The following is a 14,569-nucleotide window of genomic DNA, read 5'->3' on the forward strand; positions in this document are numbered from 1 at the left end:
GATCCCCGAAGTCAAAACTGGTTCTATTTAAAGCTTTCTGGGAATTAACTTATTGCTGTACCTTGATCCATTTACCCTTTGTACGCGCAAAATAATCATGATCATACATCGCCTCAACCTGTGTGCCTGGTAAATAATACGACCCTAGATACGATGCGTTGAGGTCCACTTTAAAGGTTCGGGTTGTTTTGGGTTTGAGGTCAAAGTAAAAATAAACGCGATCATCTCTAATATCTTTATATCGCGCCTTCCCAGTTGTACCGCCTCCGAGACTGGTAAAGCTCGTATTTACAATTTCCCATCCACTCGGGAATATTTGAGATAAGGCTACATTATCTACAGCATTTGAGGTTGGATTAGTAATCGTAATACGCGCTTTTATTGCTGTTGCTTGACGGAGTTGATCAACCGCTATCTTTTTGTTGTTTCCGTCTAAAAATTCAGTAGCAATCGTAAGATTATTTTGCTCGGTTAACTCTTCTCCTAAAGGCAATTTACCTTGCTGAATGATGCTCACATAAACAGTATTGTCATTCGTATTTTTAAGTTCGATTGTATTCTTATTTTCAGAAACTTTTAAAGGCATTTTTATGAAGCCTTTTTCGGTTTTTAAAGAAGTGGTGTTAGCCGTAACAGCAATTGCTTTTCCGCCATTGGCGATAAGCATTTTTGCCAGACTTAATAATGCATAAGATGTAGTTTGTGTACTGTACCAGCTTGATGCGGTAAGATCTTTTGCAATTGATTTAGCTAAGTCTTGCTGGCGTTTGTCTTCTAATAAAACCAGTGTTTCTAATGCCATTGCTTTGTTGCGTAATACAGAGCCGTAAGTATATTGTAACTCACGATCTGTATCAAAATTAAAATTAGCCATTGCAGCAAGGTCTATTGCTACTTGCTTTTTACCGGCAAGCGCATAAGCCGCTGCCAGTCGCCACCTAGAATCGTTATTAAGATATCCAGATTCGCGCAGGCGATTCATCGCTGCAAGTTCAGGCTGACCGGCCAGAGCCAGTGTGTATAAGCGGTAAGCTTGAGTGAGACTACTGTTGTATGAGGTCGCACCATTACGCCACTGTTTTGCCGCGTTTTTTTGATAAGTAAGCCAGTTAGATAAAAAGGTTAGCGGCGGCGTGTAGCCCTGTTTCTGAGCTTCGAGCATAAAGTGCCCCGCATATGATGTCGCCCATGCATCAGAATCACGTTCTCCCGGCCAGTAGCTTATACCGCCCGATGGGTTTTGCAACATTCCCAGTCGTGCTATAGTTGCCTTAATATTCTCTTGTGCTTCTTTTTGCTGATTGTTATCCAGATCAAAAAGAGAATCTAAAAACAATTGAGGGAAACCACTAGATGTGGTTTGTTCTGCGCATCCATATGGATAACTGATAAGGTATTGCAAGCGCTTTGTAAAATCAATTTGTGGTAAGGTAGATAGTTCTAGTGTTGCAGAATTGCTTCCGGCAATACCAAAATTCTCATAATCAATGGTGAAAGATTCATTAGGGTCAAGGGTATAATAAGTTGCTTTTTGCGAAATTGGATTCGGATTTTCAACGTCAATTTCTACAGAATAAGACGCAGTCTCACCACCTCCTGAAGCAGTGATCTCAAACTTTTGTGGCACTTCAGCAGCAGTTACTTCAAATTCAAAATTTACAATTTGTTCGCCTGGCTGATTGAAGTTTATAGTTTTAGAACTTCCGTTTAGGGCTTTTAGTGAATTGCTTGTTTTTACTCGAACAGAAACTTGTTTCACTTTTTTATCCATCGCAAATACCGTTACCGGAAGCGTTAATTTTTCCTGAGGAGCTAATTTTCGCGGAAGCGATGCCAATACCATTAATGGTTTTTCTACAGCTGTGGTTTGGTCTACACTGCCGTATGCACCCGTTTCATTATTACCGGCCACAATCATAGTTCTTACTGAACCGATATAATTAGGCATATGCAATTTATGAGTAGCGGTTTTACCTGCTTCTAAATGAAATGGTCCTAGAAACTTGACCACCGGTTTGAAGCGATCGGCTTTTCGGTTTTTTGCACCAGCGGCGATATCACCACCACCTATGGCATAGATATTATCTACACTGCCAGAATAGGCACCTATTACATAATCATAGATATCAAAAGTTTTGACACCCAGCGCCTGTGGTGCGTAAAAAGATTTATGAATTTCCGGAGTGTTGAAACGGGTCAGATCTAATAAGCCTTCATCTACAACAGCCACAGTATAGGTCATTGCTTTTTGAGAAGCTTCACTAACTTTTATGGTAAAATCCTGTTCGGGTTTGAGTGCTTCAGGCATTTTGAGTTGTGGTTCTAACAGGGTCGAAGGATCTTCAACAAGCAACGGAATTACTCCGTATAATCGGATAGGTCTGTCGTTTAAGGTTTGGGCGTGGGGTTGCAATAAAGTGATATGCGCATAAACATTAGGCGCCATTTCCTTAGTAATAGGAATACGCACAGTTGTCTCTTTAGCTTTAGTTTTTACCCATTGTTTAGAAAGCACTTGGGTGCCGTTTTCAATACTCAAGAGAGCATTGCCTGAGGCTTCAGATGGAAAAGTGATTGTTGCTTCATCACCAACTTTATAATGCTCTTTATCTGCTTTAAATATCAGCATTTTTGCACTCTCAGAACTTCCTGCCGGTGCATTGCCCCAGTTTCGGTAAAAATAAGTAGTGAGTCCGGTTGCGTGACCAGAGGCTTTGTCTATGATGCGCACGAGATAACGACCACCTTCTTTCTCCGGAATATTTACAGTTGCCTGAGCTTTACCGTTATTATTGGTTTTTACTTCAAAATCCTGCACGGGCTTATAAACCGAACTGTTCTCGTAACGCGATAAATTATCACCGCCACGGCTGTACCACCAGCGCCATTCAATTTTAAAGATCTCAACGTTGAGTGTTCTGTTTGCACTGGGTTTGCCTTCTGCATTTACGCTAACCAGATCAAAGGTCACATCCTCATCTGTATAATACGAGTCATATTCGTGAGCTTCTGGAGCCTTAATACCCGTAAAATAGGTAAAAGGGGCAAGATTTTTAGAAAATACATCAACCGAAAAATCACCGCCGCCTTCAAATACTTTTGTGAGAAAAGTAGCTTTTAACATTCCCGGTGCTTTTTTACTCAGGTCTATTTTCTCCGAAAACTTTATAAGTCCGGAGTTATCTAATGTTTTTTGATTGAGAATGGGTATTTCTACTTCATTAAAGCGTCTAACCGGATCTGTAAATTGATAATTTTTAAAGTCTTTGAATGATGCCGTTGTGCTGCTCAACGTAGCAGTCATATCAATTTTGAGATTACGAGCAGGTGCTCCATGAAGCCAAGTCGCTTGTGCTGTACCATTTATAGGAGTGTTAGCGCTTAAAAGATCCTGATTAAAATCAAGTTTTATCTTAAGTCGGTTAGGTTTAACCGTTGCAACCCGCAGCGTCTTACTAAATTTTACACCGCCTACAGTAATGGTCGCATTCCAGTTTCCGGTAGGATCTGTAGTGTTTGTAGAAATTGGAAAATAGTAAAATCCGTTACTGCTCCCGCCGGTAACATTTTGATTGGTGAGTGTAGAGCTTAATAGACTGCGTTGTACGAGCTTTCCGCGGGCATCTGTAACTTCAAGTTTTACAGGATGTTCTTTAGGTAGAGGATTTGCTAAGTCATTAAGAACAAAACTGAGGTGTATAGTATCGCCTGGGCGATGGACGCCTCGCTCTGTATAAATAAATCCTTTTAATCCTTTTTGCAGTTTGGCTCCACTGATATCAAAGTTACTTAACGATAATGCGTTACCGTCATCAAGCTTAGCATATGCAAAATCGTTGCGTTGCTGGGCAATTGCAAAAGCTATGTTTTTAGAGCTTTTACAAGAAGCAAGACCGTTAAGGTCTGTTTTGATGCTTTTAATGAGTTGTTGCTGGTAATTGTAGAGTTTGATGTCTACACCCATTTCGGGCTTTGCGTTTAGTAAGTTTGTAGTGACAAAATCATAGGTGCCATTTTCACTTTTTTTAACGATGAGTCCCAGATCAGATCCTATAAGATTAGTCTGGGCAAAACGATCTTCGTTGTAATAAGCCGGATGGCACGGGTTGTCTTCTTCTTCCCAGTTGTAAACTCTATTTCTCCAAGAATACAATTCGTTATCCCAATAGCGTTCTTCACGCTGGTCTTGATCACTATCTGTACCGGTGTGGTAATACTCTTCATAAGATTCTTCAAGATAAGCCTCTTCTTTTGAGAGAGAAGTCTCTTCATTTTCATTAATGCAGGGGTAAAGACTGTAGTTTTGATCAAAGCTGAACTCAACACGGTACAAAGCTCCCGGATCAGCCTTAAACAATTCTGATAGATCAACGGCGTACGCTTTCCACAAGCCAGATTGCCCAACACTATTTTTGATAAGTGGTATGGTTTTTTTAGCAACTCTTCTTCCTACCCGTTTTAGATCATAGGTATCTGTACTGTTGAGATTGGCACTTTGCAGGTATTGAAGTATATTGTTTTGATACACTTTAATAACACGGAGATCTACCGCAGAAAGGTTTACCGCTTCAAAGTAAATAGGTGTTTTCATAGAAGCCGGTAGGATATTTCCTTTAGAAATAAGGCGTACTTGGGGTTTAAGTTGTTGAAAAGATATGCTTTGTGTATAGGTTTGTTGTAAGCTGTATCCCGAAGCATTCTTGATTCCTTTATTTAAGGTTAAATCAATTTCGCCAGAAAGCGGCTGTCTTGGGTAAACGTTTAAGACATTCCCCTGCACTTCATAGCGTAAACCCGTTAAGCTATCCAGCTGTACCAGTCCATCAAAATTTTGAGACATTTCTAAAGGATCAGAAAAATTGATACTAATGGCAGTTTCGGGGCTCAAAGCACTTACGACATCAACTACAGTAAAATTAGATTGGCCGGGTATATTGAGTGTACTTTGACCTTGTGTTCTACTTGCAATAGGTTCTCCGTCCCACGATATGCGTATCTGAGAATTTTCTTCTTTACGGTGAATACTGTCAACGGTAAAATTGAAGTAAGTTCCTTTTAATTCTTCTGTAGGCCAGTCTATATGAAGCTTATTGCCTTCCTGTTCTGCTTCTACCAACTGTTTTACCTGCTGTGCGGGAACCCAATCTGCTGTTTCTATTGAGCCGGTGAGATATTGCCATTCTTTATTATAAGACTGCAGATTACCCAGAGTAATTTTGAAATTAGGCGTAATGGTCTTAAACACGAAGGTGTAATTTTTATAATCGGGATCAACGTCTTCAAAAAATCTACTCAACTTCAGCGTTACGCTGTATTCCGTATCCGGGCGTAAATTCTTTTCAGGTCTAAAGGTCAGCGTGGTACCATTTTCGATAAGAAGCGTTCCTTCGGTTTTTGGATTAATAATTAAATACTCTGAAGGAATTTCTTGTGACAATTCAAACTGTGTGGTTTGTTGTGCAAGTTCCACACGTATAGGTTCTGTGATTGAAATATTACCAAAAGTGTTGAAAGAAATATACTCTTTAAACTTAAAAATATTGTCAGCATCAGGGTGTTTCCTGGTATTACAAGATTGAATAACCAGCAAAAAACACAGACTAAGAAGTACTTCAAATCTTCTCATAAACCCTAAAATTTTATGAATCACTATTAAAACGGCATGATGTCGTAAAATACTTTTTTTATCATTCCTGAACTAGAAGAGAAAGCAACATTTTAAGAACAGCATCGATCTAACGGTTTTAAAGATTAAATAGGTATTAAAACTACCAAGATAATTTTGTTTTAAATCCTTAGAGGTAAACAAGGATTAATTGATGAAAATTGGGAAGACCAAGCGCTTTCAATTTTTATAAAAGTACTAGTAAAATCATTTAATTCTCTTTTGTCAATTTTTTAGTCTTACAAATCGTCTTAAAATGCCGTTAAGCGGTATTAAAACCTCAAAATAATCGATGAAATACACAATTTGCTAAATTTTAAATAATTCGTCTAAATGTATTTAAACGACAAAATGCATTTTATGCTCGTTGAAATATGTTAAAATTCAATGTAATTATGTTAAAAAACTCTTCAAAATCGACGAAATACACAAAATAACAGTTTAAGTGTTGTAGGAATGAAATATCCTACCTATGTTTGTATCAACATAACTCATAAACCCCAAATCATGAGAACTTTTACTACCACTTTGATGGCGTTAACTTTCGCCGTATTCTTAACTAGCTGCTCACAAGATGAGGAGCTAATGCAAACTGAAGAAGCAACCTTAGAATTATCTGCAGACCTTACTGTTGAAGAGACTTTTGCAAAAGAAATTCTTGCAGAAGTTAATGTGTATCGTGCCAGCATAGGCCTTACAGAGCTTCGGGCGAATTCAGATTCTAAAGTTAAAGCTACTGAGCATACCAAGTATATGGCTACTAAGGGTAAAATTAGTCATGATTATTTTCTAGAAAGATCAGACTATCTTAAAGCAAAAGGCGCAGGTCGCGTTAGCGAGAATGTAGCATATGGCTATCGTAGCGCTGCAGAAGTAGTTTCTGCCTGGTTAAAGAGCGAAGGACATAAAGAAGCTATTGAAGGAAATTTCACACATAGTGGTATTTCAGTGGTAAAAGATGAACGTGGAATTGCATTCTTTACGCAAATCTTTATTACAAAGTAAAAACCCCAAATCCTTTCTGATTTACCCCCAAAATCATAGTTGATTACAAGTTCATTTACAATTTTTTAAAATCCCTCATAACCCAGCAAGGTTACAAGCCAATTACAATATTCAACATATCACAAAATAGACAGCTTTAAGTTGGTTTTGTTATGTTAGATGCAGCAGGCGGGGGCCTGCTGTTTCGCTTTTACCCACAGTTTGTGGGGATCAATTTTATGAAAGTCCCTTTAAGGTCTCATGACTTTAAGGGACTTTTTCTTTTTTATGCTAATCAGGATTTAGTGAAATGGTATTCACGCTCTACTTTGCAAACCCTAACGCTGTATTCAGCATACCATTGATGTTTGCCCAGATGTTGTGCTTTTAGATGCTCGAGATTGTTTTTCCAGTTGAGAAGATCTGCTTCGGTTTGCCAGTAGGAGATGGTGATACCTACTTCGCTTCGGGCGTGGTCTATACCTAAATAACCCGGTTGCAACTTGGCCAAATGCTCCATCTGTGCTGCCATCTCGCTGTAACCTGTAGTGTTTTCGTTTTGCGTAGAAGTAAAAATGACTGCGTAGTAAGGTAAAGATTTCAAAGCTTGGTTTTTGGTTATATAAAAAAGTTAAATTTCTTATTTCTTGGAAATCCGTTATAATAAGTGACCTCAATCTCAAAAGCTGATGCTTCTTTTGCACGCCTAAAACTATTCCAGTTTAAAGAATCAAGTATTCGATCTGATTCTGACAATACTAATGAGTCGAGCTCTGATAAACTCTTGCGGTATTTTGATGAGTCGTTTTCTTCCTTAAAAGGACCATAATATAATGTGTAAGTCAATTCTTTATTGGCTCTTTCGCGCTTGGCAGTTTCCTTTGCATTAATTCTATACTGGGTAGAATTATCAACGTTTACTAAAATCCTTTTTTCATTGAGATTTTTTTGCGTGTAAAATTTTACAACCCCAAAATCGGTGCGCTCTTTTAGAACTAATTCTTTGCCAGTCGAGCAAGAAATAAGAAAGAAAGCTGCTGCATAGTAAGTTAGAAAACTTCCGGAGCTAAATATATTAGTCTTCATTCTCCCCATAAATTCCAAGGGTTAACTCCCCCTGATCGTTCATATACGCGCGGTACATTCCTTCAGTATTAAATTCCATGGATGGGTTGCCATAGTGATCTAAAGCGACGATACCACCGGTTCCGCCCAGTTTGGTCAGTTTTTCCTGAATAACATTATGCGTGGCGTCTTTCAGGCTTTTTCCGGCATATTCCATCTGAGCACTGATGTCGTAAGCAACCTGCCCGCGGATGAAATACTCCCCCCAACCGGTTGAAGAAACACCACAAGTGGCGTTATTGGCATAGGTTCCACTTCCTATAATGGGTGAATCACCAATACGGTTATAGCGCTTGTTAGTCATTCCGCCTGTAGAAGTACCGGCAGCGAGGTTTCCGTTTTTGTCCAGAGCAACACAACCTACCGTACCAAACTTTTCATCTTTGATAAACGGATCAATAAAGGTCGAAGCTGCAGTTATTGAGTCATTTTTCTCACGTTCCAGAATGCGTTGTAAGGCGTCATAGCGGTTTTGAGTAAAGAAATAGGAAGGATCTACCAGCTCAATTCCCTTTTCGGCAGCAAACGTTTCGGCACCCTTCCCGCTTAATAATACATGTTCTGAGTTGGTCATTACCTCGTAAGCCAGATTAATAGGGTTTTTTACATTTGTGACTCCTGCAATGGCTCCGGCATTAAGTGTAGCGCCATCCATAATAGAAGCATCGAGTTCGTTTACGCCCTCGTGATTAAAAACTGCTCCTTTTGCAGAATTGAACAATGGAGAATCTTCCATAATATTTATAGTGCGCTGTACCGCCTCCAGACTGGTCCCTCCATTTTTTAGAATCTCATATCCTGTTTTAATGGCTTCACTAAGCTTTGCTTTGTAAGCAGCTTCTAGCGAATCGGTCATATTTTCTTTTAGGATGGTTCCTGCACCGCCGTGAATAATTATAGCAAAATCCTGTTGTTCAGGTGCGTTATGTGCTGTTTTGATCTCGGTGTTTTCCTGCTTGCAGGCTACCATAAAAACGAGGAGTAGAAAAAGGAGTAAAAGATTCTTCATAGTTTGATTTTTATAGCTTCTAAAATACGGAAAAAGCAGGGTTAATGCTTCTAATCGTTTTATTTCTAAAACAGCATTGCACGATAAGCCTTTATTTTTTAACCGTAATTAATATTGTAATTTTAGCTGTAAACAAAAGAAGTATGTCAATTGCAAAACCCTTTAATCTAACCCAATGGGTGGAAGAAAACCGGGAATTACTCAAGCCGCCGGTAGGAAATAAAAACCTGTACAAAGATGCCGATGATTATATCGTGATGGCTGTTGCCGGACCCAACGCCCGTAAAGATTATCATTATAATGAGACCGAAGAATTGTTTTACCAGCTTGAAGGTGAGATTGAAGTACACATACAGGAAGATGGCAAAAAACGCACGATGAAATTAGGGCCGGGCGATATGTACCTGCATCCTGCAAAAGTGCCGCATTCTCCGGTGCGTAAGCCGGGCTCGATAGGTCTTGTAGTTGAGCGAAAACGCGCTGACCTGGAAGGCAAAGACGGTTTGTTATGGTTTTGCGACAACTGCAATCATAAATTATATGAAGTTTATTTTCCTCTAAACGATATCGAAAAAGACTTCTTAAAGCATTTTAAAGAATTTTACGGAAGCAAAGAGTTGCGTACCTGCGACAATTGCGGGACGGTGATGGAAGCCGATCCGCGTTTTACGGAATAAGCTTTTAATTCTGAAAAGAAAAAGTGCGCTACACGGCGCACTTTTTTTGGCACCGCCAAACGGGTTTAATACTCCCGAGGCTTGCATCGAAATTAAAATTGTTTCTAACGCATGCCTTGTGTGCTTACCTCAAGGTATTTTATTGCGAATATGCTAAATAACGCTTTAAAACCCTTTTTGAATTTATTAACTTCGGAAGGTTTAAAATATAATTCTAAGAAAAATACAATATAATGGCAAATACCCTCAATAATACCGCGATTGCTGAAGCCTTAAAAGCGCTAGAGATTACTTCTGAAAATGCCGGAACTTCTACCGGTAAAAAAACGATGAATGCCGGTGCGTCGATCCATTCGGTGTCACCGGTTGATGGCGAAGTAATTGCAAGCGTTACGCAAACAACGCCAGAAGAGTATGAGCAGGTGGTGCAAACTGCACAGGAAGCGTTTAAAACCTGGCGGGTTATGCCGGCTCCCCAACGTGGTGAGGTTGTGCGCCAGTTTAATGCAGAACTGCGTCGCTTAAAGGAACCTTTGGGCAAGTTGGTTTCGTATGAAATGGGAAAAAGCTATCAGGAAGGTCTGGGTGAAGTACAGGAAATGATCGATATCTGTGACTTTGCGGTTGGACTTTCGCGTCAATTGCACGGTTTAACTATGCACAGTGAGCGTCCCGGGCATCGCATGTATGAGCAATACCATCCGCTTGGGATTGTAGGGATTATTTCGGCATTTAATTTTCCGGTTGCTGTGTGGTCATGGAATACGGCATTGGCCTGGGTTTGTGGTGATGTGTGTATCTGGAAACCTTCAGAAAAAACACCTTTAACCGGTGTTGCCTGCCAGAAAATAGCTGCGCGTGTGTTTGCAAAAAATAACCTACCGGAAGGTATTTCGTGCCTTATTAATGGTGATTATAAAGTAGGCGAACTGATGACTCAAGACGAGCGCGTGCCGCTTATCTCGGCCACAGGCTCTACCCGAATGGGAAAACAGGTTGCACAGGCTGTAGGTTCAAGATTGGGTAAGTCGCTTTTAGAATTAGGCGGAAACAATGCGATTATTGTGACACCGGATTCGGATTTAAAAATGACGGTAATCGGGGCGGTATTTGGTGCGGTAGGAACTGCCGGGCAACGCTGTACCTCTACCCGCAGGTTGATTATTCACGAAAGCATTTACGATAAAGTAAAAAATGCGATTGTAGATGCCTATGGTCAATTGCGTATCGGGAATCCGCTGGATGAAAACAACCACGTGGGTCCGTTAATTGATACCGATGCGGTAAAGAACTATCAAAATGCTTTGAAAAAAGTAGTTGAAGAAGGCGGAAAAATTATTGTTGAAGGTGGAGTACTCGAAGGCGAAGGCTATGAAAGCGGTTGTTATGTAAAACCGGCCATCGCCGAAGCTCAAAATAATTTTGAGATTGTACAACACGAGACCTTTGCACCTGTTTTGTATTTAATGAAATACAGTGGAAGCGTAGAAAATGCCATCGAACTGCAAAACGGTGTACGACAAGGACTATCGTCTGCGATTATGACCAACAATCTACGTGAAGCTGAGCGCTTTTTAAGTGTTGCCGGTAGCGATTGTGGAATTGCAAACGTGAACATTGGTACCAGTGGTGCTGAAATTGGTGGAGCATTTGGAGGCGAAAAGGAAACCGGTGGCGGTCGTGAGAGCGGCAGCGATGCCTGGAAAGTATATATGCGTCGCCAGACCAATACGATTAATTACACAACCGAGCTTCCACTGGCGCAGGGAATTAAGTTTGATTTGTAATTGACTTTATAATTAGGTTTTTTGAGGGTTTAGTTTTATTAAAACTTAACTTTTAACGCAACCTTTTTTAGTTATGGGTATCTATTTAATAAGCAACCATTAAATGAATTTTATGAGAAGAATTATTTTTATGCTTACAGCTTTAGCTACCCTTAGTTGTTCTAATGATGACGATGGGATTAATAGTGTAGAAGCTAATTCAGTGATTTTTGGCGAAGTATATGGCCAATGTGCAGGAGACTGTAGGTCGCTTTTTCTTATTAATGACACTGGGGTTTTTGCAGATTCTGATAGTGATACAGATTTTGGAAATTGGGATAATACTAATTTTGAAGAAGAAGCATTATCAGATGCTAAATTTCAATACTCTAAAGGTGTTATTGAAGTTCCCGAAAGTCTACAGAGCTTTGAAGGAGAGCTTGGAAGTCAAACCATTGCAGATTTTGATTATTTCATTAGTATTGACATTGGTGAAGAAAGAAAATCATGGACCTTTGATGAAATAAAAGATGATTTACCGTCAGACATTAAAAGTTACTTGGAGAACGTTATTCTGGTCATTTCAGAGTTAAGAGAAGAATAAGATAATTAAGAAGGCCGCTGTTTAAGCGGCTTTTTTATTTGCTAAATAAATAAACCAACCCGAAAACAAATAAACCGGCAAGTATAGTCAGAAATATTTTCCAGAACGAATAAGGTCGTTTTCCGGAAATGCTTCCATTTTCTCCGTTTACAAAAAAGCTGTACTCTTTATTCTTATAGCGGTACGCACTTATGTAAACTGGAAGTAAAATGTGTTTAAACGTTTCTTCTTCCAGCTGCATATTGAGGTGCGATACGCGTTGTTCATCACCGCCAATATCCCGGCGTGCCCAGGTTTTAGCGATTTCACGCATTTCATCCTGAGATTCAAGGTGCCCGTCTTTCAGAGGGATGGTATATTTTTCGGTAACAAAACCGGCAAGAAAACCGCTTTCAAAAGGCTGTAACTTTTTCAAATCCCAAAGTGCAATTCCTCGGGGTACTTTCCCGGTATGTTGCTTTGAAGCATTGATGAGGGTATCGTCTACAAACCCCTGAACATTACCACTCACGGGAATCCATCGTGTTTTGCGAACACGGCGGGTTTGCCTGCGGCCATTGCTGTCCCGATAGCTTTGCGTTTCATAGTAATAATCGCCCCGCTGGCCGCTGTATTGGCCGTAAAGCTGTGCATCAAAAGTCCAATAGGGTAAATACAGGCCTTTAGTAGATTGCGGGTCTAGTGTAGCTTTCTGCAAATCGTTAGGCGCCCACCAAAGTCCTTTGACCCATTTTTTAAATCGAATGATAGCTTCCTGTTGGGTAAGCTGAAACGGCAAGACGGCTCCGGGTAAAATCCATTGCTCTGTTTTTGCATCTTCGCGAATGAGCGGTGTGCCGCAATACACGCAGTGCAGGGATTTGTAATTTTCTTCTACGTGCTGATTTGCGCCGCAGTTTTTGCAATGCAGAATGCTTATTTCTTCACTGTTTGCCTGGCTTCCCTGACTTTCGAGATATACACGTAGTGGTAATTCTTTGATAGGATCGGTATCCAGATTGATGTGGTCTTCGTGACCACAGTACTCGCAAATAATGCTCGTAGTGCCGGGCTTGTATTTTAGCTCCGCACCACAGTTTTTACAGGCTTTTTTAAGTTCCGATTTTTGAATTACAGGTTCAGGCACTGATTTGGAGGTTTGGTTTGATGCTTTTAAAAAGATTAATACGTATCAACGAAACATTGAAAATCGTCAGTCAAAACCCCTGATTCTTCAGTAATTTTGAAGCTTACTTAGCTTTTGATTAAATACTAGTGAGAACCTGAAACAAGTTCAGGTTGACGAAAATGACTAGCTATCTATTGCCCTGGTAAAGGTGGTGGTGTGTTTCCGCCTAAAAAGGGCTTAAGCTCTTCGATTTCCTGCAGCGCTTTCCATTCAGTCATTCCTTGTTTCCAGATCAAAGAATTCCTATTGATGGTGCGTGAAGCAAAAAGTGCCTGTAATTGTTCAAAACTTACCGGTCCCTGTTGCTGACTGTTATGTGCGTAAAAATACTGGGTTTCTGCTGGCATAGGCGGTGGAGTTGCCGCGGGCTGTGCAGGTCGTGGTGCTTGTGTACCGCCGCCTAGCATTGCGCCGCCCATTTGTTGTGCGAGGGCAAAGCCCATTCCCATTCCCATTCCGGCGCCGGCAGTGCCACCTTCATTATTGGCAGCCGCTTCAATAGCTTTTGCGGTTTTAAACTTGGTCAACTTATCAAGATCCAGCTTGTCGATACGGCTGTACTCAAAGATTTCCTTCTTAAGCTCTTCGGGCATCGAGACGTTTTCGATAAAGAATTTTTCAAGTGAAATACCCACCGAAGCGAACTCGGGTTGCATCACTTCTTTACAGGTTTCTGAAAGCTCAGTAGTATTTGCCGCGTACAATTCTATAGGTAATTTGGCTTCACCAACCGTATCTGTAAAACGGGTAGCGATGAGGCTTTTAAGATGCTCGTTAATTTCAAAGTTGGTAAAATTAGCATCAGTACCTACGATGTCTTTGATAAATTTACCGGCATCGTTGATGCGATACGCATAGGTGCCAAAAGCTCTGATTTCTACCAGACCAAAACGCTCATCACTTAACGTAATAGGATTTTTAGTTCCCCACTTTTCGTCTGTAAATAAATGCGTGTTTACAAAATAAACTTCGGCTTTAAACGGACTGTCAAAACCGTATTTCCAACCCTTCAACGTGGTAAGTATCGGCAGGTTCTGGGTATTTAGCGTATAGGTTCCGGGACCAAAAACGTCTGCCAACTGACCTTCGTTCACAAAAACAGCAGTCTGGCCTTCACGTACGATGAGTTTTGCATTATTTTTTATCTCGTTTTGATAGCGCTCAAAGCGGTGCGCGATGGTGTCATCTGTATAATCAAGCCACTCGATAATATCTATAAATTCGTGGCTGAGTTTTTCTTTTATTTTGTCAAATAGTCCCATAGTCGGTTGTTTTACAGGTTGAAGATATTCATTTAGTTAGTAGTGTTCTTATCAAATTTGTTTCAAACTAATCAATATTTCTTAGAGTTTAATCAAAATTGTGTTCTCCACACTATTTTAAACTAAAGCAGGAAGCTTTGTTTTTAAGACTTAAGGGCAGATCTAAATACCTCTTCTACCTATGCCAAAGACCGTATTCTAACTGTAGTGCTTTAAAGTTATGTTGAGGCTTGTAGCAACCTGTTATCATAAAATTAACTGATTATGAGGGGATTAATTTGACTTATGTTTAACCTACTGTACTGAAAT

The 14,569-nt window shown here is 40.1% G+C and carries 10 protein-coding genes; 4 read left to right on the forward strand and 6 right to left on the reverse strand.

Annotated elements, in window-relative coordinates; genetic code table 11:
• Positions 1–49 precede the first annotated feature (49 nt).
• A complete protein-coding gene (locus DSM03_RS03640; protein WP_128759650.1) occupies positions 50–5,626 on the reverse strand; it encodes an alpha-2-macroglobulin family protein in 5,577 nt (1,858 codons plus the stop codon).
• Positions 5,627–6,172: 546 nt separating this feature from the next.
• Between DSM03_RS03640 and DSM03_RS03645 the strand changes: the two genes are divergently transcribed.
• Positions 6,173–6,670 carry a CAP domain-containing protein gene (locus tag DSM03_RS03645; RefSeq protein ID WP_128759651.1) on the forward strand — a complete coding sequence of 166 codons (498 nt, stop codon included), beginning with the start codon at positions 6,173–6,175 and terminating at the stop codon, positions 6,668–6,670.
• A gap of 274 nt (positions 6,671–6,944) precedes the next feature.
• Here DSM03_RS03645 and DSM03_RS03650 read toward each other — a convergent pair whose 3' ends face one another.
• Genes DSM03_RS03650 through DSM03_RS03660 form a run of 3 tightly spaced genes read right to left on the reverse strand, consistent with a single transcriptional unit; the run spans position 6,945 to position 8,783 of the window.
• A complete protein-coding gene (locus DSM03_RS03650) occupies positions 6,945–7,253 on the reverse strand; it encodes an antibiotic biosynthesis monooxygenase family protein (protein WP_128759652.1) in 309 nt (102 codons plus the stop codon).
• Positions 7,254–7,267: 14 nt separating this feature from the next.
• Complete coding sequence (locus tag DSM03_RS03655; RefSeq protein WP_128759653.1) at positions 7,268–7,735, reverse strand: hypothetical protein; 468 nt, start codon at positions 7,733–7,735, stop codon at positions 7,268–7,270.
• Positions 7,725–8,783 carry an isoaspartyl peptidase/L-asparaginase family protein gene (locus tag DSM03_RS03660; RefSeq protein ID WP_128759654.1) on the reverse strand — a complete coding sequence of 353 codons (1,059 nt, stop codon included), beginning with the start codon at positions 8,781–8,783 and terminating at the stop codon, positions 7,725–7,727. Before DSM03_RS03660 ends, DSM03_RS03655 begins: the two co-directional genes overlap by 11 nt.
• A gap of 143 nt (positions 8,784–8,926) precedes the next feature.
• Here DSM03_RS03660 and DSM03_RS03665 point away from each other — a divergent pair, with 143 nt between their 5' ends.
• The 3 genes from DSM03_RS03665 to DSM03_RS03675 all read left to right on the forward strand — a co-directional run bounded on the left by DSM03_RS03665 (position 8,927) and on the right by DSM03_RS03675 (position 11,830).
• Entirely contained in the window at positions 8,927–9,460 is a 534-nt protein-coding gene (locus DSM03_RS03665) for a 3-hydroxyanthranilate 3,4-dioxygenase (RefSeq protein WP_128759655.1), read from the forward strand.
• A 233-nt stretch (positions 9,461–9,693) separates the two neighbouring features.
• Positions 9,694–11,247 carry an L-piperidine-6-carboxylate dehydrogenase gene (amaB, locus tag DSM03_RS03670; RefSeq protein ID WP_128759656.1) on the forward strand — a complete coding sequence of 518 codons (1,554 nt, stop codon included), beginning with the start codon at positions 9,694–9,696 and terminating at the stop codon, positions 11,245–11,247.
• 112 nt (positions 11,248–11,359) lie between these two features.
• Positions 11,360–11,830, forward strand: a complete 471-nt coding sequence (locus DSM03_RS03675; RefSeq protein WP_128759657.1) for a hypothetical protein — start codon at positions 11,360–11,362, stop codon at positions 11,828–11,830.
• A 34-nt stretch (positions 11,831–11,864) separates the two neighbouring features.
• Here the strand turns inward: DSM03_RS03675 and DSM03_RS03680 are convergent, their stop codons facing one another.
• Both DSM03_RS03680 and DSM03_RS03685 read right to left on the reverse strand, forming a co-directional pair.
• Positions 11,865–12,956 (reverse strand): TFIIB-type zinc ribbon-containing protein, encoded by a 1,092-nt coding sequence (locus DSM03_RS03680; protein WP_128759658.1) that lies wholly within the window; start codon positions 12,954–12,956, stop codon positions 11,865–11,867.
• Positions 12,957–13,129: 173 nt separating this feature from the next.
• Positions 13,130–14,260 carry an SPFH domain-containing protein gene (locus DSM03_RS03685; protein WP_128759659.1) on the reverse strand — a complete coding sequence of 377 codons (1,131 nt, stop codon included), beginning with the start codon at positions 14,258–14,260 and terminating at the stop codon, positions 13,130–13,132.
• Positions 14,261–14,569: the final 309 nt, after the last annotated feature.

The organism is Leeuwenhoekiella aestuarii, from assembly GCF_004104055.1.
In the GTDB taxonomy this organism is placed as follows: Bacteria; Bacteroidota; Bacteroidia; order Flavobacteriales; family Flavobacteriaceae; genus Leeuwenhoekiella; species Leeuwenhoekiella aestuarii.

What these genes read in the sequence shown, in the direction of transcription:
- DSM03_RS03640 (WP_128759650.1), bottom strand. Translation starts at nt 5,626, where the DNA reads ATGAGAAGATTTGAAGTACTTCTTAGTCTGTGTTTTTTGCTGGTTATT.
- DSM03_RS03645 (WP_128759651.1), top strand. Translation starts at nt 6,173, where the DNA reads ATGAGAACTTTTACTACCACTTTGATGGCGTTAACTTTCGCCGTATTC.
- DSM03_RS03655 (WP_128759653.1), bottom strand. Translation starts at nt 7,735, where the DNA reads ATGAAGACTAATATATTTAGCTCCGGAAGTTTTCTAACTTACTATGCA.
- DSM03_RS03660 (WP_128759654.1), bottom strand. Translation starts at nt 8,783, where the DNA reads ATGAAGAATCTTTTACTCCTTTTTCTACTCCTCGTTTTTATGGTAGCC.
- DSM03_RS03665 (WP_128759655.1), top strand. Translation starts at nt 8,927, where the DNA reads ATGTCAATTGCAAAACCCTTTAATCTAACCCAATGGGTGGAAGAAAAC.
- amaB (WP_128759656.1), top strand. Translation starts at nt 9,694, where the DNA reads ATGGCAAATACCCTCAATAATACCGCGATTGCTGAAGCCTTAAAAGCG.
- DSM03_RS03675 (WP_128759657.1), top strand. Translation starts at nt 11,360, where the DNA reads ATGAGAAGAATTATTTTTATGCTTACAGCTTTAGCTACCCTTAGTTGT.
- DSM03_RS03685 (WP_128759659.1), bottom strand. Translation starts at nt 14,260, where the DNA reads ATGGGACTATTTGACAAAATAAAAGAAAAACTCAGCCACGAATTTATA.